At 67.0% G+C, this 26,929-nt stretch carries 22 protein-coding genes and 1 other RNA gene; 19 read left to right on the top strand and 4 right to left on the bottom strand.

The window, feature by feature from the left end:
• The first annotated feature begins 47 nt into the window (after positions 1-47).
• Positions 48-1,865 carry an ABC transporter ATP-binding protein gene (locus ACQR0W_RS22695; protein ID WP_315752418.1) on the top strand — a complete coding sequence of 606 codons (1,818 nt, stop codon included), beginning with the start codon at positions 48-50 and terminating at the stop codon, positions 1,863-1,865.
• Positions 1,866-1,912: 47 nt separating this feature from the next.
• Here the strand turns inward: ACQR0W_RS22695 and rnpB are convergent.
• Positions 1,913-2,354, bottom strand: an RNA gene (rnpB, locus tag ACQR0W_RS22690) — RNase P RNA component class A.
• Positions 2,355-2,493: 139 nt separating this feature from the next.
• Between rnpB and ACQR0W_RS22685 the strand changes: the two genes are divergently transcribed.
• Together ACQR0W_RS22685 and ACQR0W_RS22680 are read left to right on the top strand one after the other, a co-directional pair.
• Positions 2,494-2,847 (top strand): YciI family protein, encoded by a 354-nt coding sequence (locus ACQR0W_RS22685; RefSeq protein WP_315713448.1) that lies wholly within the window; start codon positions 2,494-2,496, stop codon positions 2,845-2,847.
• A 34-nt stretch (positions 2,848-2,881) separates the two neighbouring features.
• Positions 2,882-4,126 carry an RNA polymerase sigma factor gene (locus ACQR0W_RS22680; protein WP_316169817.1) on the top strand — a complete coding sequence of 415 codons (1,245 nt, stop codon included), beginning with the start codon at positions 2,882-2,884 and terminating at the stop codon, positions 4,124-4,126.
• A 4-nt stretch (positions 4,127-4,130) separates the two neighbouring features.
• Here ACQR0W_RS22680 and ACQR0W_RS22675 read toward each other — a convergent pair whose 3' ends face one another.
• Positions 4,131-4,982 carry a peptidoglycan recognition protein family protein gene (locus ACQR0W_RS22675; RefSeq protein WP_315713446.1) on the bottom strand — a complete coding sequence of 284 codons (852 nt, stop codon included), beginning with the start codon at positions 4,980-4,982 and terminating at the stop codon, positions 4,131-4,133.
• A gap of 555 nt (positions 4,983-5,537) precedes the next feature.
• Between ACQR0W_RS22675 and rsmH the strand changes: the two genes are divergently transcribed.
• The 9 genes from rsmH (at position 5,538) to murG (ending at position 16,658) form a co-directional block, all read left to right on the top strand.
• Positions 5,538-6,533, top strand: coding sequence for a 16S rRNA (cytosine(1402)-N(4))-methyltransferase RsmH (gene rsmH / locus ACQR0W_RS22670; protein WP_316169816.1), 996 nt, complete (start codon positions 5,538-5,540; stop codon positions 6,531-6,533).
• 3 nt (positions 6,534-6,536) lie between these two features.
• Positions 6,537-6,929: a cell division protein FtsL gene (gene ftsL, locus ACQR0W_RS22665; protein ID WP_315713444.1), complete on the top strand. Its 393-nt coding sequence runs from the start codon at positions 6,537-6,539 to the stop codon at positions 6,927-6,929.
• Positions 6,926-8,674 (top strand): peptidoglycan D,D-transpeptidase FtsI family protein, encoded by a 1,749-nt coding sequence (locus ACQR0W_RS22660; RefSeq protein WP_315752422.1) that lies wholly within the window; start codon positions 6,926-6,928, stop codon positions 8,672-8,674. The genes ftsL and ACQR0W_RS22660 overlap by 4 nt, the downstream gene beginning before the upstream one ends.
• Positions 8,675-8,744: 70 nt before the next feature.
• On the top strand, positions 8,745-10,205 hold the full coding sequence (locus tag ACQR0W_RS22655; protein ID WP_315769170.1) for a UDP-N-acetylmuramoyl-L-alanyl-D-glutamate--2,6-diaminopimelate ligase: 1,461 nt from the start codon (positions 8,745-8,747) through the stop codon (positions 10,203-10,205).
• Positions 10,202-11,578 (top strand): UDP-N-acetylmuramoyl-tripeptide--D-alanyl-D-alanine ligase, encoded by a 1,377-nt coding sequence (locus ACQR0W_RS22650; protein WP_316169815.1) that lies wholly within the window; start codon positions 10,202-10,204, stop codon positions 11,576-11,578. Before ACQR0W_RS22655 ends, ACQR0W_RS22650 begins: the two co-directional genes overlap by 4 nt.
• A gap of 186 nt (positions 11,579-11,764) precedes the next feature.
• Positions 11,765-12,871, top strand: coding sequence for a phospho-N-acetylmuramoyl-pentapeptide-transferase (gene mraY / locus ACQR0W_RS22645; RefSeq protein WP_315713440.1), 1,107 nt, complete (start codon positions 11,765-11,767; stop codon positions 12,869-12,871).
• Position 12,872: 1 nt separating this feature from the next.
• Positions 12,873-14,273, top strand: a complete 1,401-nt coding sequence (murD, locus tag ACQR0W_RS22640; RefSeq protein WP_434840767.1) for a UDP-N-acetylmuramoyl-L-alanine--D-glutamate ligase — start codon at positions 12,873-12,875, stop codon at positions 14,271-14,273.
• A gap of 84 nt (positions 14,274-14,357) precedes the next feature.
• Positions 14,358-15,509, top strand: a complete 1,152-nt coding sequence (gene ftsW, locus ACQR0W_RS22635; RefSeq protein WP_315752427.1) for a putative lipid II flippase FtsW — start codon at positions 14,358-14,360, stop codon at positions 15,507-15,509.
• A gap of 45 nt (positions 15,510-15,554) precedes the next feature.
• On the top strand, positions 15,555-16,658 hold the full coding sequence (gene murG / locus ACQR0W_RS22630) for an undecaprenyldiphospho-muramoylpentapeptide beta-N-acetylglucosaminyltransferase (RefSeq protein ID WP_315825276.1): 1,104 nt from the start codon (positions 15,555-15,557) through the stop codon (positions 16,656-16,658).
• On the opposite strand, the gene ACQR0W_RS22625 is transcribed toward murG, so the two are convergent.
• Entirely contained in the window at positions 16,655-16,867 is a 213-nt protein-coding gene (locus ACQR0W_RS22625) for a hypothetical protein (RefSeq protein ID WP_316187333.1), read from the bottom strand. The two genes, murG and ACQR0W_RS22625, sit on opposite strands and share 4 nt — an antisense overlap.
• Positions 16,868-16,882: 15 nt before the next feature.
• Here ACQR0W_RS22625 and ACQR0W_RS22620 point away from each other — a divergent pair, with 15 nt between their 5' ends.
• A complete protein-coding gene (locus ACQR0W_RS22620) occupies positions 16,883-17,542 on the top strand; it encodes a hypothetical protein (protein WP_316187334.1) in 660 nt (219 codons plus the stop codon).
• A gap of 4 nt (positions 17,543-17,546) precedes the next feature.
• On the opposite strand, the gene ACQR0W_RS22615 is transcribed toward ACQR0W_RS22620, so the two are convergent.
• The gene (locus ACQR0W_RS22615; RefSeq protein WP_316187335.1) at positions 17,547-18,284 is read right to left on the bottom strand and encodes a carbonic anhydrase; all 738 of its coding nucleotides are present in this window, start codon (positions 18,282-18,284) and stop codon (positions 17,547-17,549) included.
• A 358-nt stretch (positions 18,285-18,642) separates the two neighbouring features.
• Between ACQR0W_RS22615 and murC the strand changes: the two genes are divergently transcribed.
• The 6 genes from murC (at position 18,643) to ftsZ (ending at position 26,826) form a co-directional block, all read left to right on the top strand.
• The gene (gene murC / locus ACQR0W_RS22610; RefSeq protein WP_316169812.1) at positions 18,643-20,046 is read left to right on the top strand and encodes a UDP-N-acetylmuramate--L-alanine ligase; all 1,404 of its coding nucleotides are present in this window, start codon (positions 18,643-18,645) and stop codon (positions 20,044-20,046) included.
• A gap of 202 nt (positions 20,047-20,248) precedes the next feature.
• Positions 20,249-21,172, top strand: a complete 924-nt coding sequence (gene murB / locus ACQR0W_RS22605; protein ID WP_316174263.1) for a UDP-N-acetylmuramate dehydrogenase — start codon at positions 20,249-20,251, stop codon at positions 21,170-21,172.
• A 69-nt stretch (positions 21,173-21,241) separates the two neighbouring features.
• Entirely contained in the window at positions 21,242-22,243 is a 1,002-nt protein-coding gene (locus tag ACQR0W_RS22600) for a D-alanine--D-alanine ligase family protein (protein WP_434840766.1), read from the top strand.
• A gap of 288 nt (positions 22,244-22,531) precedes the next feature.
• The gene (locus ACQR0W_RS22595; protein WP_315713430.1) at positions 22,532-23,581 is read left to right on the top strand and encodes a cell division protein FtsQ/DivIB; all 1,050 of its coding nucleotides are present in this window, start codon (positions 22,532-22,534) and stop codon (positions 23,579-23,581) included.
• Positions 23,578-24,897, top strand: coding sequence for a cell division protein FtsA (ftsA, locus tag ACQR0W_RS22590; protein ID WP_315713429.1), 1,320 nt, complete (start codon positions 23,578-23,580; stop codon positions 24,895-24,897). Before ACQR0W_RS22595 ends, ftsA begins: the two co-directional genes overlap by 4 nt.
• Before the next feature lie 90 nt (positions 24,898-24,987).
• On the top strand, positions 24,988-26,826 hold the full coding sequence (gene ftsZ / locus ACQR0W_RS22585) for a cell division protein FtsZ (protein WP_315713428.1): 1,839 nt from the start codon (positions 24,988-24,990) through the stop codon (positions 26,824-26,826).
• Positions 26,827-26,929: the final 103 nt, after the last annotated feature.

Below are 26,929 nucleotides of genomic sequence, written 5' to 3'. Positions count from 1 at the left end.
GCACTATTTGGAGCCGGCTGGCGCTGCGAGCGCGGCCGGATGATGCCATGACCGTCGACGTCTCCGGCCTGAAGGCCGACAAGCGTCCCGCCGCGATCCGCGTCGTGATCCCGTTCGTGACCCGCCACTGGCTGAAGCAGCCACGCATGACGCTCGGCATTGCGTGCGCGCTGCTGGGCGCCACCGCTGCCGATCTGTTCATGCCGCTGTTCTCCGGCCGGCTGGTCGATGCGCTCACCCTGGGCCCAGGCAATGCCGATGCACGGCACAGCGCGCTGGTGGCGTTCGCCGCCATCGTAGCCCTTGGCTTCGCCTCGATCGTGCTGCGATTGTCGGGCCTGCAACTGATCGTGCCGTTCACCCTGCGTATCATGTCCGACGTGGCGCGCGACGCATTCGTACGCGTGCAGCGCTTCTCGACCGACTGGCACGCCAACAGCTTCGCCGGCTCCACGGTGCGCAAGATCACCCGGGGCATGTGGGCGCTCGACCTCTACAACGACACCATCCTGCTGGCGCTGCTGCCGTCGCTCTCGGTGCTGCTGGGCTCGATGGTGCTGCTCGGCCTGCACTGGGGCGCGCTGGGCGGCGTGATCGCCGTCGGGGCGGCGCTCTATGTCGCGATGACGGTCGTGTTCTCGACCCGCTACATCGCCCCGGCCGCACGGATCTCCAACGCCTGGGATACCAAGGTCGGCGGCACGCTGGCGGACGCGCTGAGCTGCAATGCGGTGGTCAAGTCGTTCGGGGCGGAAGCCCGCGAGGACGGCCGGCTGATGCGCGTCGTCAGCCGTTGGAGCCGTCGCGTCAACCGAACCTGGCTGCGCTACAATACGACGGCGGCCGTGCAGCTCGGCGTGCTGCTGTGCCTGCGGTCCTCGGTGATCGGCGGCGCCGTGCTGCTGTGGATGGCGGGCAAGGCCTCGCCAGGCGACGTCACCTATGTGCTGACGAGCTACTACGTCATCCATGCGTATCTGCGTGACGTCGGCATGCACATCAACAACCTGCAGCGCGCGGTCAACGACATGGACGAGCTGGTGGCGATCCACAGCGAGCCGATCGGCATCATCGATGCCAAGGACGCCAGGCCGATCGCGGTGACCGGTGGGCACATCGTGTTCGATGCGGTGACGTTCCATTATGGCGGCCATCGCACCCCGCTGTACGACCGGCTGTCGGTGGACATCCGGCCGGGCGAGCGGATCGGCCTCGTCGGGCGCTCCGGCTCCGGCAAGACGACCTTCGTCAAGCTGGTGCAGCGGCTCTACGACGTTGGCGGCGGCCGCATCCTCATCGACGGGCAGGATATCGCGCATGCCACGCAGGACTCGCTGCGCAGCCAGATCGCGATCGTGCAGCAGGAGCCGATCCTGTTCCACCGCTCGCTGGCCGAGAACATCGCCTATGGCCGTCCTGGCGCCAGCCAGGCCGAGATCGAGCAGGCGGCGCGGCTCGCCAACGCGCATGAGTTCATCACGCGCCTGCCGAAGGGCTACGGCACGCTGGTCGGCGAGCGCGGCGTCAAGCTGTCGGGCGGCGAGCGGCAGCGGGTCGCGCTGGCGCGGGCGTTCCTGGCGGACGCGCGGGTGCTGATCCTGGACGAGGCGACCTCGAGCCTCGATTCGGAATCCGAGGCGCTGATCCAGGAGGCGATGGAGCGGCTGATGAAGGGCAGGACGGCGATCGTGATCGCGCATCGGCTGGCGACCGTGCGCAGCCTCGATCGCATCCTGGTGTTCGACCGCGGCCGCATCGTCGAGCAGGGCAGCCACGCCACGCTGGTCGGCAGACCCGGCGGACTCTATCGCAGCCTGTTCGAGCGCCAGGCCACCGAGTTCGGTCAGCTCTCGGCCGCCGGTTGACAAAAATGGTGAGGGGCCCGGCGCTGGTGCGCCGAGCCCCTCATGAACATATCAGCCGGCCTGTAAGCCGGGTTCTGTAGGGCACCGTGATGCTTGCGCATGACGATACGTGACGGCCATTCCTCTGGGATCGCGCTTGCGCGCGACCTCGGGCAACCTACCCGGACGGCGAGCCTGACATCGCTCCCGCGGACGTCATCGCCTTGGCATCATCTGCCTTGGCGATTGTCTCCGCGTGGCCGTCCCTATTCGGTTTTGCTCCCGGTGGGGTTTACCATGCCGGTTCCGTTGCCGGCCCCGCGGTGCGCTCTTACCGCACCTTTTCACCCTTACTCGCCTCCCTCGCGGGAGGAAGCGGTTCGTTCTCTGTGGCACTATCCCTGGGGTCGCCCCCGCCGGACGTTATCCGGCACCGCATGTCGATGGAGCCCGGACTTTCCTCCCCGGCGGCCTTTCGGCGCCTGCCGGAGCGGCCGTCCGGCCGACTGACGCAGCTTGAATGGGGCTTCCCGGCCATCAGGTCAAGCCATCGCTGCGCCGGCAAAAATATTATCCTGGGCGTGTCGTTTCGTGAGCGCGCCGTTCGACTGGATGTCGGCGATCCGGCCGAAACAAGGGAGCAAGTTCGATGCAATATCTGTTGATGATCTACCAGAACGAAGTCGACTACGCGAAGATGGAGAAGGAGGCCGAGGGCAAGATGCTGGCGGAGTACCAGACCTTCACCCAGTCGATCATCTCGAGCGGCAATTACAAGGGCGGCGACCGGCTGCAGCCGACGACGACGTCGACGACCGTGCGGGTGCGCGACGGCAAGATCCTCACCACCGACGGTCCGTTCGCCGAGACCCGCGAGCAGCTCGGCGGCTACTACATGATCGAGGCCAAGAATCTCGACGAGGCGATCGGGATTGCCGCGCGGATTCCCGGCGCCCGTTTTGGCTCGATCGAGGTGCGGCCGGTCTGGCAATATAATCATTGAGACCGGTGCGGTTCGCGGCCGAGAAGGGTCACCGATGACGCTTGATGCGATCGACAAGGTGTTCCGCGATGAGGCCGGCCGCGCACTCGCGACCTTGATCCGGCTCGTCGGTGACTTCGATCTGGCCGAGGACGTGCTGCAGGATGCGTTCGCTGCGGCGCTGCTCAAATGGCGGGGGTCCGACGCCCCCGCCAACCCGCGGGCGTGGCTGGTCAATGTCGCCCGCAACAAGGCGATCGACCGGATCCGGCGGCGGAGCAATTTTCGCGACAAGGAGGCGGAGATCGTTCACGCCATCGAGCGTGATGCCGCCAACGACGACGCCGACGCGCCGGCCGATCTCGACGACGACATGCTGCGGCTGATCTTCACCTGCTGCCATCCGTCGTTCGCGCCGGAGGTCCAGGTGGCGCTGACGCTGCGCACGGTCTGCGGCCTCACCACCGCCGAGGTCGCCCGCGCACTTGTCACCGGCGAGGAGGCGATGGCGCAGCGCCTGGTGCGCGCCAAGCAGAAGATTCGCCTCGCCGGGATTCCCTACGAGGTGCCGGGACGCGATGCGCTCGAGGAGCGGCTGCGCGGCGTCCTGACCGTGATCTATCTGGTGTTCACCGAGGGCTATCTCGCGACCTCAGGCACCGAGCTGATTCGCGAGGATCTCGCGCGCGAGGCGATCCGGCTGTGTCGCCTGCTGCTTGGCTTGATGCCGGAGGCGCGCGACATCAAGGGCCTGCTCGCGTTGATGCTGCTGCACGATGCGCGGCGCGCCGGCCGTACCAATGCGGCGGGCGACATCGTCCTGCTGGAGGAGCAGGACCGCTCGCTGTGGAATCGTGAGCAGATCGCCGAAGGGCTTGGGCTGGTCGAACAGGCCCTGGGCATGAAGGGGCTCCCGCAGCCCTATACGGTCCAGGCCGCGATTGCCGCGCTTCATGCTCAGGCCGCCAGCTACGCTGAAACGGATTGGCGGCAGATCGTGGGGCTCTACGAGGTTCTGCTGCGGATCGCGCCATCGCCTGTGATCGAGCTCAATCATGCGGCCGCTGTCTCGATGGTCGACGGCCCGGCGCGGGCGCTGGCACTGGTCGATGCGCTGGCCGCGCGCGGCGGATTGAAGCAGTACGATCTGCTGCCGGCGGTGCGGGCAGACCTTCTGCGGCGGCTCGGTCGGCGCGATGAGGCGCGCGCCGCCTACCGCGAGGCGAGCGCAGCCACGCAGCTTGCGCCTCTCAAGCGTCTCTATGCACGGCGGCTCGGTGAGCTCGATGTGGAGCCCTGACGTGTCAGACGCGCGGCGCCTGATCCTCGGCCGGCAGGCTCGTCAGCAGCGCATGCAACGTCCACAAGGTCGAGCGGTCGGCGATACCGTCGATCTTTTCGGGGCGGAAGTGCCGCTGGAACGCGGTGACGACGTCCATGGTGATGCCGTCGAATTTACCCGTGATCGGCACGCCATAGCCGTATTTGGCGAGCGCCTTCTGCAAGCCCTTGACGTCGTCGCCGATGCTGCCGAGCTTCAGCGTCTCGCCCTTGGTGATCGCCGCCGGCTGCACCCAGTGGCCCACCCCCGAATTCGCCAGCGAATGCCATGGGAATTTCTCACCCGGATCCTTCTTGCGCGCGGGTGCCACGTCGGAATGCCCGAGCACGCGATGCGCCGGGACATTGCGGCGGAGCATGATGCCCCGGCACAGCGCGATGACCGCCGCGATCTGCCGCGGTGGGAAATCCGGATAGCCCCAATCGTGGCCGCGATTGACGATCTCTATGCCGATCGAGCAGGAATTGATGTCCTCCTCGCCGTCCCATGACGAGAGACCCGCGTGCCAAGCGCGCAAGGCCTCCGGCACGCACTGGACGATGCGTCCGTCCTCGAGCACGACGTAATGCGCAGAGACCTCGCTGCCGGCGGTGCACAGCTTGGTGATCGCCCCTTCGACATCCGGCATGCCGGTGTAATGAAGAATGATCATGTCCGGCTGGCGCCCACCCTTGCGCTCGCCGAAATTGGCCGACGGGATCACGTCGGAGGCAACCGACGAGTCCGGCGTGAAGACCGGCAGGTTGGAAACGCCTTTGGGGATCTGCAGCGCACGAGGACGCTTCGATTCCGGCTTGTCGGAGGGACTTGGCATGAACGACTCGAAGCGGACGGCGGCGGCGGTGGCTCAAACCGGATATGGGCAGGCACTACTCTTTTACATGACCCAGCCGCAATCGAAATCGCATGCGAGCCCTCGCTATTGAGCGGACCGTTGTATCGCGATCGCCGGTCCGCCGAACGGCACGGCGGCGAGCAGGACGAAAGGTCTACCGGGCAGCTCCGCCTCGCGGTCCAAGTGCCCAACATCCGCCACAGACCATCAACGGTTTGTTAACGCTAAACGCCGTTACTGAGTGGTGAAGAGCCAAGCCGGCTTTCGGGACGGCAAGCCGCCACGATGCAAGGTCCTGCACGGCAGATCACGATCGAAAGCGGTTCCGGGGCGCTCCGGCGCCGCGCGATCGCTGTCGGATCGAGGATCTCGACATGGCCGGATCGTGCTGCTGATGTCGTGACGGCGCGACGGATGACGGAGCGTCCCGGGAGATGGCTTGGCGAATTGACGGGGCGCGAGGATCGAGGGCGCGATGGGCTCGCTGCCAACCAAAGTCAGTCTGAAGCAACGGCGCGCGTGCGGAGCGGCCGGGTGAGCACGGCTGACCAGCGGCACATCCCGGTGCTCGGCCCCGAAGCGGTCGAGATGCTGGCGCCACGCGGCGGCGGAACCTACGTCGATGCGACCTTTGGTGCCGGTGGCTATACGCGCCTGATCCTGGCAACGGCGGGAACACACGTCATCGGGATCGATCGCGACAGCACCGCAATCGCCGGCGGCGCAGGTCTCCTCGCCGAAGCGGGCGGTCGACTGACACTGGTCGAGAACCGTTTCTCGGCATTGGCCGACATCTGTGCATCGCGAGGCCTTGCGCATGTCGATGGCATCGTGATGGATGTCGGCGTCTCTTCGATGCAGCTCGACTCCGCCGCGCGCGGCTTCTCGTTCAGGTTCGACGGCCCGCTCGACATGCGGATGGGCGGCACGGGACCGACGGCCGCCGATGTCGTCGCCAACGCTGCCGAGCGCGCTTTGGCCGACGTCATCTACATCTTTGGCGAAGAGCGGCACTCCCGCGCCGTGGCGCGGGCCATCGTCGCCGCGCGCAAGGAACAGCCGATCACGACGACGCGGCAACTCGCCGACATCGTCGCGCGCGTGGTGAGATCCAGGCCTGGCGACATCCATCCGGCGACGCGCACGTTCCAGGCGCTGCGGATTCTCGTCAACGAGGAGCTGGACGAGCTCGAACAGGCGCTGTCGGCAGCGGAGCGCGTGCTGGCGCCGGGCGGCCGGCTGGCGGTCGTCTCGTTCCATTCGCTCGAGGACCGCATCGTCAAGACGTTCCTCGCCGAGCGCAGCAGGACCGGCGGCGGCTCGCGCCATCTGCCCGAGATCGCGCAGGAGGCACCGAGCTTCCAGTTGCTCAACCGCAAGCCGGTCGTGGCCGCGGAGGCTGAGACCGAAGCCAATCCGCGGGCGCGGTCCGCCAAGCTGCGCGGTGCCGAGCGCACGGCGGCGCCGGCGCACGCTTCGGCATCCTCGTCGCCCTGGCCGCGGCTGGCCGATGTCCTGCGAGGAGGGTGACCGATGCGCCTCCTGCATCTCGTCGTGATCTGCTCGCTGATCTTCGCGGCGGCCTATGTCTATCGCATCAAGATGGACTCCACGGCGCGGGTCGAGCGCGTGCTGCAATTGCGCGCCGAGATCCGCGAGCAGCGCGAGGCCATCGCAGTGTTGCGCGCGGAATGGGCCAAGCTCGACGCGCCGCTGCGGCTGCAAGGGCTGGTCGAGCGGCATCTGCCGCTGAAGCCGCTCAACGCCACACAATACGACAGCCTGAAGAATCTGCCGGAGCGGCCGCCGCGATTTGCGCGACCGGACAATCCGGATCCGATCGGATCGATGATCGATGCGATCGACGCGATCAACGAAGAGCCCCCCGTGACCGGGTCGGTGCGTCGCCCGGAGGATCAGCAATGACCGATCAGCTTCGGCCCGACGTCAAGCCGCAGGAACCCTGGCGGCAACGTCTGGTGCGCACGCTGCTGTATGGGCGCGATGTCGATCGGACTGCCAAGGCGCGCGCGCGAGTCGGCCTCGCGATCATTGCCTTTGCTGCCGTCTACGCGGTCATCGGCGGCCGCCTCGTGATGTTCGCGATCGGCTCGGATGGTCCGAGCGCGCGGCGCGCCGCGCAGCAGGACGCCATCGCCACCGCGCGCCCCGATATCGTCGACCGCAATGGCGCCGTTCTCGCCACCGACGTGAAGACGCCGAGCCTGTTCGCCGAGCCGCGTCGTCTCATCGACAAGGACGAGGCAATCGAGCTTCTGACGGCGACCTTGCCGGATCTCGATACGGGCGAGGTCCGCGACCGACTGTTGTCGCGCAAGGGTTTCGTCTGGTTGAAGCGCGAGATGACACCGAAGCAGCAGCAGGACATTCATCGCCTCGGCCTGCCGGGCATCGGCTTCCTGCGCGAGAACAAGCGCGTCTATCCGACCGGAAACGAGGTGGCCCATCTGATCGGCCTGGTGAACATCGACAACCAGGGCATCGCCGGCATGGAGAAGTGGCTCGACAATCAGGGCCTTGCCGACCTGCATCGCGCGGGCTTCGCCACCGATCGCCTGCAGCGCCCAATCGAGCTCTCGGTCGATCTGCGCGTCGAGCACGCGCTGCGCGACGAACTGCTCAAGGCCAAGGACAAGTTCAAGGCCAAGGCAGCTTCCGGTCTCGTCGTCAATGTCAGGACAGGCGAGATCATCGCCATGGTGTCGCTGCCGGATTTCGATCCCAACAACCCGAAGGAAGCGCACGATCCCGACCGGATCAACCGCCTGACCACGGGCGTGTACGAGATGGGCTCGACCTTCAAGGCGTTCACCCTGGCAATGGCGCTCGACACCGGCAAATATGATCTCAATTCGCTGTGGGATGCACGCGGGCCGCTGCACTACGGCAAGTTCGCGATTCATGACGACGAGCCGAAGGGCCGCTTCCTCAACATGAAGGAAGTGTTCTACTTCTCGTCCAACGTCGGCGCCGCCAGGATCGCGTTGACGCAGGGCGTGGAAGCGCACAAGGCGTTCCTGCGCAAGATGGGCCAGTTCGACCGGTTGCGCACCGAGCTGCCTGAGAGCGCCTCGCCGATCCTGCCCAAGCGCTGGGGCGAATTGAACACGGTCACGATCGCGTTCGGTCACGGCATGGCGGTGGCGCCGCTGCAGGGGGTGATGGGCGTCAGTGCGCTGGTCAATGGCGGCTATCTGATCCCGCCGACTTTCATGAAGCGCACCGAGGCAGAGGCGATGCAGGTCGCCAAGCGCGTGATCAAGCCGGAGACCTCGGAGAAGATGCGGTATCTGATGCGTCTGAACGCCGAGGTCGGCACCGCGCGCAAGGCCGACGTGAAGGGCTACTACATCGGCGGCAAGACCGGCACCGCCGAGAAGGTGATCAACGGCCGCTACGCCAAGAAGAAGGTGCTGACCCTCTTCACCGCCGTGATCCCGGCGGACAAGCCAAAATACCAGCTCCTGATCATGCTGGACGAGCCGCAGCCGTTGAAGGAAACCTATGGCTTCATCACCTCGGGCTGGAACGCGGTGCCGACCGCTGGCAACGTGATCTCCCGGATCGGGCCGCTGCTGGGAATTGAGCCCCGTTTCGACCTCCCGCCGTCCGACCGCCAAATTCTTGCGGCATCGCGGCTGACACAGTAAGCCGTCGTCGAATCGCAGGCTTTGGAGCTGCCGCCATCCCGGGCGGGGCCAGGACTGGCACGGAACCAGGATGAAACTTCACGACCTCCTGGGCGATCAGGCGACGCTCGACGCTCCCATCGCCGCAGTCGAGATATCCGGCCTCGCCGTCGACAGCCGAGCCGTGCGGCCCGGCGACCTGTTTTTTGCACTCTCCGGCACCAAGACCGATGGCTCCCGCTTCATTGCGGCGGCAATCGCGGCCGGTGCGGTCGCCGTGGCCGGCGCGGCGGGCCCTGGAACAGGGCTGGCCGTTCCATTCATCGCGCTGCCGAACCCGCGGCGGGCACTCGCGCTCGCTTCGTCCCGGTTCTATCCGCGCCAGCCGGCGACGATTGCCGCCGTCACCGGCACCAGCGGCAAGACGTCGGTCGCGGCCTTCACGCGCCAGATCTGGCAGCGCCTGGGCCACAGCTCGGCCAGCATCGGCACCGTCGGGCTGGTGTCGGACAAGCGCACCGTCTACGGCTCGCTGACGACGCCAGATCCGATCGCGCTGCATCGGCAGATCGACGAGATCACGCAGGATGGCGTCACCCATCTAGCGTTCGAGGCTTCGTCGCACGGGCTCGATCAGTTCAGGCTCGACGGTGTCAGGGTCTCGGCCGGCGGGTTCACGAACCTGTCGCGCGACCACATGGACTATCATCCGGACATCGCGCACTACCTCAACGCCAAGCTGAGGCTGTTCCGCGATCTCGTGCCGCCGGGCGGGCCTGCGGTGATCTCGGCCGATCATGAGTGCTCGCCGGAAGTCATCGCTGCGGCGCAGACGCGCGGTCTTCGCCTGATGACGGTGGGGACGCATGGCGACGGTGCAGGCGAGGGCATTCGCCTCGTGGCCGTTGCAATCGACGGCTTTGCGCAGCAGCTCCAGATCCAGCATTGCGGCCGCATGCATGCGGTCCGCCTGCCGCTGGTCGGCGCGTTTCAGATCGAGAACGCGCTGGTCGCGGCGGGCCTCGCGATCGGCACCGGCAGCGATCCGCAAGCGGTGTTCGAATCGCTCGAGCAGCTCGAGGGCGCCAAGGGCCGGCTCGAGCTGGTCGGCGAGCACAATGGCGCACCCATTTTCATCGACTACGCGCACAAGCCGGATGCGCTCGCCAAGGCGCTGCATGCGCTGCGGCCCTATGCTCCGCGAAAGCTCGTCGTCGTGTTCGGCGCCGGCGGCGACCGTGACACCGGCAAGCGCCCCTTGATGGGCGCGATCGCCGCCGAAGAGGCCGACAGTGTCATCATCACCGATGACAATCCGCGCAGCGAGGATCCGGCTGCGATCCGCGCTGCAATCCTGGCCGCCGTACCCGGTGCGCGTGAGATCGGCGACCGAACGGAGGCAATCCGCGTCGCGATCGGCGAGCTGCAGCCCGGCGATGCGCTCGTGATCGCCGGCAAGGGCCATGAGACCGGACAGATCATCGGCAGCACTATTCTGCATTTCAGCGATCATGAAGCGGTCGCGGACGCGTTGGCAGCGAGGACATCATGACGAAGGCGCTGTGGACCGTGGCAGAGGCGGCGCGCGCGCTCGGCCTCGCCGGCGACTACCCAGAGACCCCGATCGACTTCGTCACGCAGGACAGTCGCGCGGTGAAGCCCGGCAGCCTGTTCGTGGCACTGAGTGGCACGCCGAGTGGCGGCTTCGTATCGAGCTTCGCCTCCAGCCGCGACGGCTGGGAGTTCGCGGCGAATGCCGAAGCGGCCGGCGCGGTGGCGATGATCGTTCCCCACAGGATCGATGGGATCACGGTGCCGCAGCTCGTGGTGCCGGACACGCTGATCGATGGGCTGTGGGCGCTGGCGCGCTCCGCGCGGGCGCGCTTCCATGGCCCGGTGATCGGGTTGACCGGCAGCGCCGGCAAGACCTCGACCAAGGAGTTCATCGCCGCCTATCTCGGTGCCTCTGCGAGTCCGTCGAGCTTCAACAATTTCTGGGGCGTACCGCTGACGCTGTGCAACGCCGATCCCTCCGCTTCGGTGTGGGTCGTCGAGATGGGCATGAATCAAAAAGGCGAGATCGCGCGGCTGACGGAGCTGTCGCAGCCGACGGTGGCGCTGGTCGTGAATGTGCAGCCGGTGCATCTGGAGAAGCTCGGCAGCCTGGAAGCGATCAGGAAAGAGAAGGTCTCGATCGCGCTTGGGCTGCCGGCCGACGGCGTCCTCGTGTTGCCGGCCGATCTCGCAGCACCGGAATGGACCGGCAAGGTGATCCGCTTCGGTGGCGGCGCTGACGTCCGCGAGCTCTCGCACGACTCGCGCGGCGAGACCTGGGATGTGAGCGCCGACATCGCCGGTCGCCGCGTCGCCTTCACGCTGACGCCGGGGGCGCCGCATCGCCTGCACAATGCGCTGGCGGCACTCGCCTCCATCGCAGCGGCCGGGCTCGATCCAGCGCTGCTCGCGCCGACGCTCGGCGATGTCGGCATCATGACCGGCCGTGGCGTCGAGCAGACCGTCGGCGACATTGTTCTGATCGACGACAGCTTCAATGGCAACCCGGCCAGCATGGCGGCGGCGCTCGACAGTCTGCAGGCGCGACCGGTGCGGGGACGGCGGATCGCCATCATCGGCGACATGCTCGAACTCGGCGACGAGGCGCCGGCCTATCATCAGGGGATGGTCGCTCATCTCGCGGGGGTCGACGGCGTCTATTGCGTCGGTCCGCTGATGCGTCACCTGTTCGATAGCCTGCCTCACGCGAAGCGGCTCGGCTGGCATGAGGATCCGGTGACTCTGGATCCCGGTCGGGTCGCGGCGCTGCTTGCGCCGGGCGACGTCGTCGTCATCAAGGGCAGCAAGAAGATCTTCTGGGTCAATAAGTTCGTGTCGAAGCTCGCCGCGGCGCTGCAGCGGCCCACTTGAAAATCGGGCGATATCGCGGCGCGGCAGAAGGATATTTTCCACTGGTGGTCGAAGCGGTCATGCCGGATGGGTCATTCCGCCGGGCTATGATTCGCACCCGGCCCCGATCATGGTTAAAAGAGGCTGGACCGGATTCGCGACCGAATTCGTGTTCGCGGTCTCGGTGAGGCGGCATAGGCGGGTTGGATGTTCTACTGGTTGATCGAGCTGACGAATACGTTTCCGAGCCTGTCCGTCTTTCGCGGATTGCTGAACGTGTTCCGCTACATCACGTTCCGTACGGGCGGCGCCGTCGTCACCGGGGCGCTGTTCGTGTTCCTGTTCGGGCCCTGGATCATTGATCATCTTCGCCTGCGCCAGGGCAAGGGCCAGCCGATCCGCACCGACGGCCCGCAATCGCACATCATCAGCAAGAAGGGCACGCCCACGATGGGCGGCTTGATGATCTTGTCGGGCCTCGTCGTCTCCACCGTGCTGTGGGCCAATCCGCTCAACCCCTATGTTTGGATCGTGCTCGCGGTGACACTCGGCTTCGGCTTCGTCGGCTTCTATGATGATTATCTGAAGGTGACCAAGCAGTCGCATTCCGGCTTTGCCGGCAGACTGCGGCTGCTGATCGAGGCTGCGATCGCTCTGGTCGCCTGTTACGCGCTGGTGCGGCTCGGGCGCGATCCGTCCTCGACCGGGCTTGCCATTCCGTTCTTCAAGGATCTGGTGATCAAGTTCGGCTGGCTCTATGTCATCTTCGGAGCGTTCGTCATCGTCGGCGCCGGCAATGCCGTGAACCTGACCGACGGGCTCGACGGCCTGGCAATCGTGCCGGTGATGATCGCCTCCGCCAGCTTCGGCCTGATCGCCTATCTCGCCGGCAATGCGGTGTTCTCGGACTACCTGCAGATCCACTACGTCGCGGGCACTGGTGAGCTTGCCGTGCTGTGCGGCGCGGTGCTCGGCGCGGGCCTTGGCTTTCTCTGGTTCAACGCCCCGCCGGCGTCGATCTTCATGGGCGACACCGGCTCGCTGGCGCTCGGCGGCATGCTCGGATCGATCGCGGTCGCGGTGAAGCACGAGATCGTGCTGGCTGTCATCGGCGGCCTGTTCGTGCTGGAGGCCGTGTCGGTGATCGTGCAGGTCGCCTCGTTCAAGCTGACCGGCAAGCGCATATTCAAGATGGCGCCGATCCACCACCATTTCGAGCAGCTCGGCTGGACCGAGCCGCAGATCGTGATCCGGTTCTGGATCATCTCGGTGATGCTGGCGCTGGTCGGTCTCTCGACGCTGAAGCTGCGCTGACATGATCCCCGTCACCGCATTTGCTGGAAAGACCGTCGCCGTGTTCGGGCTCGGCGGCTCGGGGCTGGCCTCGTGTCATGCCCTGCGGGCCGGCGGCGCCGAAGTGATCGCGGCCGACGACGGCGCCGATCGGATGACGGAAGCGGCGAAGGCGGGTTTCATCACCGCCGATTTGCGCACCGTCTCCTGGGCGAACTTCGCCGCGCTGGTGCTGGCGCCGGGCGTGCCGCTGACCCATCCCGTGCCGCATTGGACCGTATTGAAGGCGCGCGAGGCCGGGGTCGAGGTGATCGGCGACATCGAGCTGTTCTGCCGCGAGCGCAGGCGGCACGCGCCGGATGCGCCGTTCGTCGCGATCACCGGCACCAACGGCAAATCGACCACGACGGCGTTGATCGCGCATCTGATGCGCGTCGCCGGCTACGACACCCAGATGGGCGGCAATATCGGCACCGCGATCCTGTCCCTCGAGCCGCCGCGCATGGGCCGCGTCCACGTCATCGAGATGTCGTCCTACCAGATCGACCTGACACCATCGCTCGATCCGAGCGTCGGCATCCTGCTCAATGTCAGCGAGGACCACATCGACCGGCATGGCACGATCGAGAACTACGCGGCCGTAAAGGAGCGCTTGGTGGCGAATGTCCAGTCCAAGGGCTCCGCGATCGTCGGCGTCGACGACGGTTTTTCGCGCGCGATCGCCGACCGGCTCGACCGGGCCGGCAAGCGCGTCGCGCGCATCTCGGTGAAGAACCCGCTGGCGGACGGGCTGTATGTCGAGCACGAGACGATTGTGTGCAGTGCAGGCGGGGCCCGCAGCGAGGTCGCCCGGCTTGGCGGCATCGGCTCGCTGCGCGGCCAGCACAATGCTCAGAATGCGGCCTGCGCCGCCGCCGCGGCGCTCGCGATCGGTGTGAAGGAGGACGTGCTGCAGCAGGGGCTGCGCAGCTTCCCGGGCCTGGCGCATCGCATGGAGCAGGTCGGCCGTCGCGGCAACGTGCTGTTCGTGAACGACTCCAAGGGCACCAACGCAGACGCGACCGCGCACGCATTGTCGTCCTTCGCCGACATCTTCTGGATCGCCGGCGGCAAACCGAAGGCCGGCGGCATCACCAGCCTCGCGGGTTTCTTCCCGCGCATCCGCAAGGCCTATCTGATCGGCGAGGCGGCCGCGGAGTTCGCTGGCACGCTGGGCGACAAGGTGCCGCACGACATGTCCGGCACGCTGGAGGTCGCGGTCTCCCAGGCGGCCGCCGATGCGGAGGCCTCGGGATTGAAGGATGTCGTGGTGCTGCTGTCGCCGGCCTGCGCCTCCTTCGACCAGTTCCGCAACTTCGAAATCCGCGGCACGCATTTCCGCGACCTGGTGCAAGCGCTACCGGGCGTGGAGCGGGTGGCCTGAGGCAGCGTTGCCAGCGATTTTCTTAACCCTTCGATAACCATCCTGGGTGCCAATGGGCTGACACTCGGCTCAGGTGGACGCCCGATGCTCTCCCGTGAAGAACGCAATCCGCTGTCCGACTGGTGGTGGACGGTCGACAAGCCGCTGCTCGGCTCCATCCTCGCGCTGATGCTGTGCGGGGTGATCCTGTCGCTCGCGGCCAGCCCGCCGGTGGCGACTCGGATCGGGCTCGATCCGTTCCACTTCTTCAACCGCCACGTCCTGTTCCTGCTGCCGTCGTTCATCGTGCTGATCGGCGTTTCCTTCCTGTCGCCGCGCCAGATCCGGCGCAGCGCGCTGGTGGTGTTCACGATCGCCATCGTGCTGATCGTGCTGACGCTCGCGATCGGCCCGGAGGTGAAGGGCTCGCGGCGCTGGATCACGCTGATCGGCGTCAACATCCAGGCGTCCGAGGCGGCGAAGCCGGCCTTCGTCGTCGTTTCCGCCTGGCTGTTCTCGGAATCCGCGCGGCGGCCCGACATGCCGGCGACCACGATGGCGTTGGTGCTGCTGCTGATGCTGGTGTCGCTCCTGGTGATGGAGCCGGATTTCGGCCAGACCATGCTGATCCTGATGGTCTGGGGCTCGCTGTTCTTCATCGCCGGCATGCGCATGATCTGGGTTGCGGGCCTCGCGGGCGCCGCCGCCACCGGCCTGTTCGGCGCCTATCTCTTGGTCCCGCACGTCGCCGGCCGCATCAAGCGCTTCATGAACCCGGCCTCCGGCGACACCTTCCAGGTCGACACCGCGATGGAGGCGTTCTCCAACGGCGGCTGGTTCGGGCTGGGGCCGGGCGAGGGCATCGCCAAGCGCAGCCTGCCGGACAGCCACACCGATTTCGTGTTCGCGGTCGCTGCCGAGGAGTTCGGCATCATCCTGTGCCTGGCGCTGGTCGCGCTGTTTGCGTTCATCGTGATCCGCACGCTGTCGCGCGCCTATGCGACCGAGGATAGCTTTGCGCGCTTCGCGGCCTCGGGCCTCGCGATCCTGTTCGGTATCCAGGCGGCCATCAACATCTCGGTCAATCTGCAGTTGATCCCGGCCAAGGGCATGACCTTGCCCTTCATCTCCTACGGTGGCTCCTCGATCGTGTCGCTGGCCTATGGCGTCGGCATGATGCTGGCGCTGACCCGACAGCGGCCGCGGATGGAGCTCGAGGCCGGCGACGCAGCCGGCGCGCTGCGCAATTACGCTTAGGCTGCTGGCTCGCAATGACGAGACATTGCCTGTAAACAAGCGCGCATGACCTCAACCGCGCCTCTCATTCTGCTCGCGGCCGGCGGCACCGGCGGCCATCTGTTTCCGGCTGAAGCGCTCGGCGTCGAGCTGATCAGGCGCGGCTATCGCGTCCGTCTCGTCACCGACGCGCGCGCGCTGCGCTACAGCGGCCTGTTCACCAAGGACATGATCGACGTGGTGCCGAGCGAGACGGTGCGCAGCCGCTCGCCGGTCGCGCTCGCGCGCACCGCGCTGCTGCTCGGCACCGGCACCATCGCGGCCTTCAACCTGATGCGGCGGCTCAAGCCCGCGGCCGTGATCGGCTTCGGCGGCTATCCGACCGTGCCGCCGCTGCTGGCGGCGCGCCTCGCCGGCGTGCCCAGCCTGATCCACGACGCCAATGCCGTGCTCGGCCGCGCCAATCGTTTCCTGTCCGCGCATGTGAAGGCGATTGCAACCTCGTTGCCGGGCGTGCTCGACCGCGATCCCGCGCTGGCCGGCAAGACGACCACGGTCGGCACCCCGATGCGACCTGCAATCCTCGAAGCCGCGGACGTGCCCTATGTCCCGCCGGAGACCGCCGGGCCGCTGCGGTTGCTCGTCGTCGGCGGCAGCCAGGGCGCGCGCATCATGAGCGACATCGTGCCCGGCGCGATCGAGCGGCTGGAGCCGGCGCTGTGGGGCCGTCTGGTGCTGACCCAGCAGGTGCGCCAGGAGGACATGGCGCGGGTGCGCGCGGTCTATGACCGGCTCAAGATCAATGCCGATCTGCAACCCTTCTTCACCGACCTGCCGGCGCGGCTCGCCGCCAATCACCTCGTGATCTCGCGTTCCGGCGCCGGCACCGTGGCCGAGCTCGCCGCGATCGGCCGGCCCTCGATCCTGGTGCCGCTGCCGGGCGCCATCGACCAGGACCAGTTCGCGAATGCCGGCGTGCTGTCGGACGCGAGCGCCGCGATCCGGATCGTGCAGAGCGAATTCACCTCCGACAGGCTGGCCTCCGAGATCTCGGCGCTCGCCGCCGAGCCGACGCGTCTCGCTGCGATGGCCCAGGCTGCGCGCACAGCCGGGCGGCTCGATGCCGCGGAACGGTTGGCCGATCTCGTGATCAGGACGGCGGCGCTCTAGTCGCGCAAGCGCACGGTGATCCCATGATGAACCGGAGCTCCGACGATGGCGCTGTCCTGCTTGACGATCATCCGATGCACTTGCGGCGCCATCCGTCCTTTGTGCCTGTGCTCGTCGGATTTTGCGACCAGCTGATTGCGCCGCTGCGCGGTCAACGCCTGACGATCAAGCTGTTCGGTCAGCGCGCTCCGACGGAAATCGCTGCGCACATCGTGATGATGCACATGTCGGCGCGCAAGCCGGTCGAGCGGCCAACCCTGACACGCCTGCAGAGGCGGCTGCCGGGTCCGCGGCAGACGGCGGCGTTCGTCGCGGTGTTGCGCGGTCTGTCGCTGGTGACCGTCGAGCGCGATCCCGAGGATGCCCGTATCCGCTACCTGGTGCCCGGCCCCGTCATCCTCGAGGGGCTGCGAGGCTGGCTTGCCATGCATCTGGATTGCCACGCCCGATTGACGCAGTCCGACGGACCGAGCCTTCGTCTGAAGGACGACGCCGTGTTCTATGCGGAGACGATCCGGCAATGTGCGAGCTGGCTGTGCCGCGACAATCGGCCCCTGACGGGATTTCCCGATCTCGCCTGGACCGACGAGCACGACAGCGGCATCCATCTGGCGCTGACGCTCGTCGCCCGGTCCGCCGTTGGGCGCGAGGCCGTCGCGATTTCGACGGCGGAGCTTGCGACCTCGCTCGGCGTCTCGCGCTCCCATATCCGCAATCTGCTGACGACCATGGAGGGGCGCGGTCTGCTGCGCTTCGCCGACGGGCGCCGGCATCTGATGCTGACGCCGGGTTTCGTGGCCTCCGTGGAGGCCTGGTTCTGCCACCAGGTGTGTTGGCTCGCGGCCGCAGCCGCGCGTGCGGATCGCGCGCTGCGGCCAGCTTGAGGCGTCAGATCATCGTGACCCGGCCGGTGCCGATGTCATAGATGCCGCCCACGATCTTCACCTTGCCCTCGGCGACCATGCGGCCGAGAATCGGCTTGGCGGTCGACAGGCGCCGGACGTTGCTGCGCACGTTCTCTGCGGTGGCTTCGGCCAGCAGATCCTGCGGCTTCTTCGCGATCGCAGCCTCGACGCCGGGTTTGAGTGCATTGATCAGTGCGGGCAGGTGGCCTGGCAGCTTGGTGCCGTCCTTGAGTACCTTGATCGTCGCATCGATGGCCCCGCAGCCGCTGTGACCGAGCACCAGGACGAGAGGCGTGCCGAGGAACTTGACGCCATATTCGAGGCTGGCGAGACCGTCGTCGTTGACGAAATTGCCGGCGACCCGGACCACGAACAGCTCACCGGGCGCTTGATCGAACACCAGCTCGGGGGCGACCCGGGCATCGGCGCAGCTCACGATCGCGGCGATCGGGTATTGGGCCGCGGCGCGCGCCGCCCGGCCGGCCGAGAAATCCTTGTTGTCGAGGTTGCCGGCGACGTAGCGCGCGTTGCCATCGACGATGCGCTTCATCGCGTCGTCCGGAGCGATGGCGTTGGGGGGCATCGCGCTGTCGCTCGCCTGCTTGGCTTCCTTGGCAAACGCCGGAAGTGCGCCGACCGCCGCGGCAGCCAGCACTGCGCCGCCGCCAAGCAGCCGGCGCCGGGACAATACGGGAGGGTGCGTTTCACACAGCGAGCACATCGGCGAGGGTTCTCCATCAAAGATTGAAATATGCGTGCCCGGCACGCCGGCCGCCCGCTACTCATGCCACGCGAACTGACGCGGTGAGCGCGCAAAAATTGCAGGTATCCTGTTGGGAGGGGGCAGCGTGTGATCGCGCTTAACAATTTGTGAAGGTGGGGATCGAGCGGGAACTCCTGGCCGATCGCGCCGGCTGGGTTGCCAAAATCGGCCAAAATCGGGCGAACGCCTGCGAATTTGGCAATTCTTACGGCCTGGCCGGACTTGTCCAGGTCGGTCATGTCTTGCAAGAAGGGCTGATGATTCGCGGCCGCTCCCTCCCGCCGGGCGCCCGGAACCCTTGAGACGAGATGCCCCCATGAGACTGCCGCGCGAGATCGGACCCATCCACTTCGTCGGGATCGGCGGCATCGGCATGAGCGGTATCGCCGAGGTGCTGTGCAATCTCGGCTATACGGTGCAGGGCTCGGACGCCTCGGACAATGCGAACGTCGCACGCCTGCGCGAGAAGGGCATCACCGTCAGCGTCGGGCACAAGGCCGAGAACATCGCGGGTGCCGACGTCGTCGTCGTCTCGACCGCCATCAAGCGCGACAATCCCGAGCTGATGGCGGCGCGCGCCCAGCGCATTCCCGTCGTCCGGCGTGCCGAGATGCTGGCCGAGCTGATGCGGCTGAAGAGCTGCGTCGCCATCGCCGGCACCCATGGCAAGACCACGACCACCTCGATGGTCGCGGCGCTGCTCGATGCCGGCGGTCTCGATCCGACCGTCATCAATGGCGGCATCATCAATGCCTATGGCACCAACGCGCGGCTTGGCGCCGGCGAATGGATGGTGGTCGAGGCCGACGAGAGCGACGGCACCTTCCTGAAGCTGCCGGCGGATGTCGCGATCGTCACCAATGTCGATCCCGAGCATCTCGATCACTTCAAGACCTTCGAGGCCGTGCAGGACGCCTTCCGCGCCTTCGTCGAGAACGTGCCGTTCTACGGCTTCGCCGTGATGTGCATCGATCATCCGGTGGTGCAAACGCTGGTCGGAAAGATCGAGGACCGCCGCATCATCACCTACGGTGTCAACCCGCAAGCCGATGTCCGCCTTGTCGACCTCGCGCCGATGGGCGGCGGCTCGTCGTTCAAGGTCGTGTTCCGCGACCGCAAGAGCGGTGAGACGCACGAGATTGCCGACATCGCGCTGCCGATGCCAGGCCGGCACAATGCCTCGAACGCAACGGCGGCGATCGCGGTCGCGCGCGAGCTCGGCCTGTCCGACGAGGCCATCCGCAAGGCGATTGCCGGCTTCGGCGGCGTCAAGCGCCGCTTCACCCGCACCGGCGAGTGGAATGGCGTCACCGTGATCGATGACTACGGTCACCATCCGGTCGAGATCGCGGCGGTACTGAAGGCGGCGCGCGAATCCACCAATGGCAAGGTCTTCGCCGTGGTGCAGCCGCATCGCTACACCCGGCTGCAATCGCTGTTCGAGGAGTTCTGCACCTGCTTCAACGACGCCGATGCGGTCGTCGTTGCCGACGTCTATCCGGCCGGCGAGGCGCCGATCGAGGGCATCGATCGCGATCACTTCGTTCTGGGCCTGCGCGCCCACGGCCATCGCGACGTGGTGCCGCTGCCGAAGGCCGCCGATCTCGCCGGCATCGTCAAGGGTCTCGCCAAGCCCGGTGACCTGGTCGTGTGCCTCGGTGCCGGCAACATCACGCAATGGGCCTACGCGCTGCCCGGTGAGTTGAAGGCGCTGGGATGAGGGCTGTGTCGTTGGGCGAGCTGGCAGCTACGCGGCATACTCTGCTCTCTCCCCCCTTGTGGGGGAGAGGTGGAGAGGGGGGGACCACGAGCGCCGGCGCCTGGGGCTCACCCCCCTCCCTGACCCTCCCCCACAAGGGGGGAGGGAACGGAGAGTGCGTGCCGACCCTGACGATGTCGGCGCACGATGTGAGAGCAGCCGCGTGAGTTTCCCCGACATTACGCCCGAGCTCAAAGCCGCAATGCCGGAGCTGCGCGGGCGGCTCCTCGCCAACGAGAGTCTCGCGCCTCTCACCTGGTTTCGCGTCGGCGGACCGGCGCAGGTGCTGTTCACGCCGGCGGATGCTGACGACCTCGCCTACTTCCTCAAGAACCTGTCCAGTGATCTGCCGCTCTACGTCATCGGCGTCGGCTCCAACCTGATCGTGCGCGACGGCGGCGTGCCGGGCGTCGTGATCCGGCTGGCGCCGCGCGCGTTCGGCGAGGTCAAGGCGGAGGGCGACATCGTGACCGCCGGCACTGCCGCGCTCGACAAGCGCGTCGCCGAGATCGCGGCGTCGGCCAATCTCGCGGGCCTGGAATTCCTGTTCGGTATTCCCGGCACGATCGGCGGCGCGCTGCGGATGAATGCCGGCGCCAATGGCGGCGAGACAAAGGACATCCTGGTCGAGGTGATCGCGATTGACCGCCATGGCAAGACGCACCGCTTCGACAATGCCGAGATGAAGTTCACCTATCGCGCGAGCGGCGTCGATCCGTCGCTGATCTTCACGGCAGCGCGCTTCCGCGGCATGCCGTCGGCGCCGGAGGCGATCCGGGCGCGCATGGCCGAGGTGCAGGCGCATCGTGAGACGGCGCAGCCGATCCGCGAGAAGACCGGCGGCTCGACCTTCAAGAATCCGCCGGGACATTCCGCCTGGAAGCTGGTCGATGCCGCAGGCTGCCGCGGTCTCAAGGTCGGCGGCGCCCAGGTTTCAGAAATGCACTGCAACTTCCTGATCAACACCGGCAACGCCACCGCTGACGACATCGAGACTCTCGGCGAGACCGTGCGCGAGCGGGTCAAGGCGAGTTCGGGCATCGAGTTGCAGTGGGAGATCAAGCGGATCGGAGTCAAGGCGAGCTGATCGCCCCCCTGCTCAAGTGACGTCAGCGCAATCGCGACTGCGGTTGTGAGATCAACCGAGAAGACATTGATGCGCACCACGATTTTGTTCGGCGGCTCCAACAAGGAGCGCCTCGTCTCGGTCGCCAGCGCCAAAGCGCTGCATGCCGCGCTGCCCGAGGCTGACCTCTGGTTCTGGGAGGCCGACGACACGGTGCATCAGGCGAGCGGCCCGGCGCTCACGGCTCATGCCAAGCCGTTCGAGGAGCCGTTCACCGCCGATGGTGAGAGTATCGGCACGCTCGCCGAGGCGCTCGATCGCGCCAGGGCCGAGGATCGGGTTCTGGTGCTCGGTCTCCACGGCGGCCGGGCGGAGAATGGCGAGCTTCAACTGATGTGCGAGCTTCGCGGCGTGCCGTTCACCGGCTCGAGCTCGGCCGCCTCGCACCTCGCCTTCGACAAGGTTGCCGCCAAGCGCTTCGCCGTGCTCGGCGGGGTCACAGCGGCCGAGGGCGTCGCGTTCGATGACGCCGAAGCGGCGCTGGCGCGCTACGGCCGGCTGATCGCCAAGCCGGTGAAGGACGGATCGAGTTTTGGGCTGATCTTCGTCAACGCCAGCCAGGACCTCGTTGCCGTCAAAGCGGCGGCCGCGACCGAGGAGTATCTGATCGAGCCGTTCGTCACCGGGACGGAAGCGACCTGCGGCGTGCTCGAACAGGTAGACGGCTCGCTGATCGCGCTGCCGCCGATCGAGATCCTCCCCGCCGACAGCGTCTTCAACTATTTCGCGAAGTACCTCGCCGCGGCGACGAAGGAGATCTGTCCCGGCCGCTTCAGTCCGGAGGTGACGGCCGCGCTGCAGACGGAGGCGATCAAGGCGCATCGCGCGCTGTCCTGCGGCGGCTATTCGCGGACCGACTTCATCGTCTCGGCCAATGGTCCCGTTTATCTCGAGACCAATACGCTGCCCGGGCTGACCGCGGCCTCGCTGTATCCCAAGGCGCTCGCGGCGCAGGGGATCGCTTTTGTCGATTTCCTCAATCAGCAGATCGCCTTGGCGGAGGGGCGCAGCCGTCGATCCGGCGTTCGGTAGACGCCCCGCAGGAACCCGGCCCGGCGTCTCCCGGTGGTTCCTGTAACCCGTAAAATGCTTAAGAATTCCGGGCAAGGTCCTCATAAATCGGAGAAAAAATTCGTCTCTCCGGACCGATTTTACTTTTTGTTTACCAGGACGTCCGAAGGTTAACGCTGGCGCCTCAGTGGTGCTCGGCTGCCGGGTCGTGACGTCACGCATCGCGACGTCACCAGCCTCCGGCCGGCCGGGAGCGCAGGCGTGGGTCCGCGATTATCTGCGGGCGCAACAGTTTGATGAGCTCGTGCAATGGATGGTGCAGGACGCCTCGCTCGATCGCAGAGGCCTCAAGCGAACCTGAAAGCCGCTGCCCTTGGCGCGGCAATCCTGCTGCGCGAGTATGTCTCGGCCCGCCTTCCGCGTATCCGCTTCGCGCACGGCGGAACGAAGCAAGGCAGGCGGTCGAGCCGAAGAGATCTGGCGTCGATGCAGGCCGCGCGCGCGCCGATGGTCGAGCGCGAGGCGCCGCCGCGCGTGGTCGAACTCGTCGAGCGCTATTTGCCGCGCCGGCTCGGCACCGTGGCGACCGTGGTGCTCTTGTTCGGCAGCGTCTGGCTCGGCATCGTCAAGGGCGGCCACGCCCAGGACGTCAGCGCGGCCCTGTCCGACACCCGCAATGCCCTGGCCAATGCGGCCGGCTTCCGCATCACGGCCGTGGCGATCAATGGCCGCAAGCAGCTCACCCAGGACGAGATCCTCGCCGTCGGCGGCGTCACCGGCCGCTCCTCGTTGCTGTTCCTCGATGCCGCCGCCGTGCGCGACAGGCTCAAGGCCAACCCCTGGATCGCCGACGCCACGGTGCAGAAGTTCTTTCCGAACCAGCTCCAGATCGACGTCGTCGAGCGCAAGGCGTTCGCGCTCTGGCAGCAGGAGGGCCGCCTCTCGGTCATCGCCGATGACGGCGCCGTGCTCGAGCAATATGTCTCGCGCCGTTTCCTGACCCTGCCGCTCGTGGTCGGCAAGGGAGCCGAAAGCCGGGCGCGTGATTTCCTGGCGCTGCTCGCCCGCTACCCGCAGGTGCGCGCGGTTACCAAGGCCGCCGTGTTCGTCGGCGAGCGTCGCTGGAACCTGCGGACCAAGGACGGCCTCGATATTCGCCTGCCCGAGCACGATGTCGGTAATGCGCTCGCGACCCTGACCCAGCTCGACCAGGACGACAAGCTGTTCTCGCGCGACATCGTCGCCATCGACTTGCGGCTGTCGGACCGGCTGACGGTGCAACTGTCCGAGGACGCAGCGAAGGCGCACGACGAGCTGTTCAAGGACAAGAAGTCCAAGAAGAAGGCCGGTGACGCATGACCGGCTTCGATCGCCAGACTCCGAAGACGCGCCCGATGGGCCAGAAGCGCACCGCGCTTGTGGCCTCTCTCGATGTCGGCACCAGCAAGATCGCCTGCATGATCGCGCGGCTGAAGCCGGCGCCGCCCAGCGACGCGCTGCGCGGCCGCACCCACACGGTCGAGCTGATCGGCTACAGCCAGATCCAGTCGCGCGGCGTCAAGGCGGGCGCCGTCGTCGATCCCGTCGAATGCGAGCAGGCCGTGCGGCAGGCGGTCGCGCTTGCCGAGCGCATGGCCAAGGTGCGGGTCGAGTCCGTGCTGCTGCCGGTCGCCGGCGGCCGCGTCATGGGCCATCTGATCGAGGCCACTTCGGACATTCGCGGCGGCGCTGTGACCCAGGCCGATGTCAGCCGCGTGACCTCAACCGGCATGCACCACGCCACCGGCGACGGGCGCGCGGTGCTGCATGCCTTGCCCGTCGGCTACACGCTCGATGGCGTGAAGGGCATCCGCGACCCCCGCGGCATGCTGGCGCGGCAGTTCGGCGTCGACATGAACGTGGTCACGACCGACGCCACCGTGGCCAAGAACCTGATGCTCGTGGTGGAGCGTTGCCATCTCAACGTCGAGGCCATGGCGGCAAGCCCGTATGTTGCCGGGTTGTCGGTGCTGACCGACGACGAGGCCGATCTCGGCGCGGCGGTGGTCGAAATGGGGGCCGGCACCACGACGATCGCGATCTATTCCGGCGGCCGCTTCGTCCATGCCTCCGGTTTTGCGCTCGGCGGGCATCACGTGACCATGGATCTTGCGCGCGGACTATCAGCGTGCATTGCAGATGCCGAGCGAATCAAGACGTTATATGGCACGGTGCTGACTGGCGGGTCCGACGCGCGTGAGTTGATGTCTGTTCCGACGGCCGGTGACAACGAGCGGGATGTTCCGCAGATCGTGTCCCGCGCCACCATCGCGAACATCGTCAGGCACCGCGCAGAGGAGATTTTTGAAATGGTCCGCGACCGGCTGAAGGATTCGCCCTTTGCGGCAGAACCCAAGGCGCGCGTCGTCCTTAGCGGAGGCGCCTCCCAGCTGACGGGGCTGGTCGAGCTTGCGACCCGGATCCTCGACCGCCCGGTGCGCGTCGGCCGTCCGCTCGGTTTCGGCCGTCTCCCCAACGAGGCCAAGAACGCCGCCTTCGCGGTGCCCACCGGGCTTCTGGTCTATCCGCAGTACGCGCACCTGGAACACGTCGAACCGCGGCATACGCGGCAGGTCGGGACAGGAACCGACGGCTACTTCGGAAAGGTCGGACGATGGCTACGCGAGGGCTTCTGATGACCGGTTTCCACCCCATGCGATTTTCAACAACACCAACCGCGGCCGGCGGCCGGGGCGAACCCACCCGCGCGTGATCGAGAGGCAATCATGGCACTCACTATTACCCCTCCTGATATCCACGAGCTGAAGCCCCGGATCACCGTGTTCGGTGTCGGCGGCGCGGGCGGCAACGCCGTCAACAACATGATCACGGCCGGCCTGCAGGGGGTGGACTTCGTGGTCGCCAATACCGACGCGCAGGCGCTGACCATGTCCAAGGCTCAGCGCATCATCCAGATGGGCACGCAGGTGACCCAAGGCCTCGGCGCCGGCTCGCAGCCGGACGTCGGCGCCGCCGCCGCGCAGGAGGTGATCGACGAGATCCGCGATCATCTCTCGGGCGCCAACATGGTGTTCGTGACCGCCGGCATGGGTGGCGGAACGGGCACCGGTGCAGCTCCGGTCATTGCCAAGACCGCGCGCGAGATGAACATTCTCACCGTGGGCGTCGTCACCAAGCCGTTCCACTTCGAGGGCGCGCGCCGCATGCGCACCGCGGAGTCGGGCATCTCCGAGCTGCACAAGGTCGTCGACACGCTGCTGATCATCCCGAACCAGAACCTGTTCCGGGTCGCCAACGAGAAGACCACCTTCGCCGACGCCTTCGCGATGGCCGACCAGGTGCTCTATTCCGGCGTCGCCTGCATCACCGACCTGATGGTCAAGGAAGGCCTGATCAACCTCGACTTCGCCGACGTCCGCGCCGTTATGCGTGAGATGGGCAAGGCGATGATGGGCACCGGCGAAGCCTCCGGCGACAAGCGCGCGCTCACTGCCGCCGAAGCCGCCATCGCCAACCCGCTGATCGACGATTCGTCGATGAAGGGCGCGCGCGGCCTCCTGATCTCGATCACCGGCGGCAAGGATCTCACGCTGTTCGAGGTCGACGAAGCTGCGACCCGTATCCGCGAGGAGGTCGACCAGGACGCCAACATCATCGTCGGCGCCACCTTCGACGAATCGCTCGACGGGCTGATTCGGGTCTCGGTGGTCGCGACCGGCATCGAGCAGGCGCAGTTCAACCGGAACGTCACGACCTCACAGCCGGCGGCGGCTGTCGCTCCGATTGCCGCCGCCCCGACCGCTGCCGCGGGTCTCCCTGAAAGCCGCCTCGCCGATCTGACTGCGCGCCTGCGCGCCGACAATCAGCGCCTGGCTGAACGCGCCGCCAAGCTCGAGCAGCAGGCGTCGCAGGCTCCGGCCGTCGCCGCCGCGGCGCCCGCGCCGATGGCGCCTGCGCCGCGTCCGGCGCCGAATCTCGAGCGCGACACGCTGGCCGCCGTTGCCGCCGCAATGGCAAGCGAGCCCGCGCCCTCGGCTGCCCCGGCGCCGGCAGCCTCTTATGGCGACGTGACGGTCCGCCCGATTGCGCAGAAGCCGTCCCTGTTCCCGGAGCCCGAGGCGCAGCGCGCGGCTCCTATCGAGCCGGCGGCCCCGCCCGAGACCTTCATTCCCCAGGCCGCTGAGCGGGTTCCGGTCCGCGCGCCGCGCATGCCCAAGTTCGAGGACCTGCCGATGCCGGCCCAGGCCGAGATCCGTCAGGCGAGGGGCGACGAGGGCGACGAGCATCCGCAGAAGACCCGAATGTCGCTGCTGCAGCGTCTCGCCAATGTCGGTCTCGGCCGCCGGGACGAGGACGCCGAGCCGCCGCTGCCGGTGCGGACCGCGGGTCCTGCCATGCCGCAGATGCCGCCCCTGCCGGAACGTAAGCCGCAGCGGAACGTTGCTCAGCAGGTTGCGAGCCACGAATCGCCTGTCTCGGAATATGCCCGCCGTCCCGCGCCGCAGGGGCTGGACGTCCATGGCCGTCCTGCGCCTGTGTCCCCGGCGCCACAGGGAGACGACCATTTGGATATCCCGGCCTTCCTCCGCCGGCAGGCAACCTGAGAATTGTTACAGCCCTGATGGTGCTGAACAGGCCCGGCTCGCGAGAGCCGGGCCTTTTCCATGGGCCGCCGGGGCTCCGTGGTTGCCGTTCAACTAACTGATT

Source organism: Bradyrhizobium sp. HKCCYLRH1034 (genome assembly GCF_051168375.1).
In the GTDB taxonomy this organism is placed as follows: Bacteria; Pseudomonadota; Alphaproteobacteria; order Rhizobiales; family Xanthobacteraceae; genus Bradyrhizobium.
This window is presented reverse-complemented; position numbering and strand designations above follow the sequence as displayed.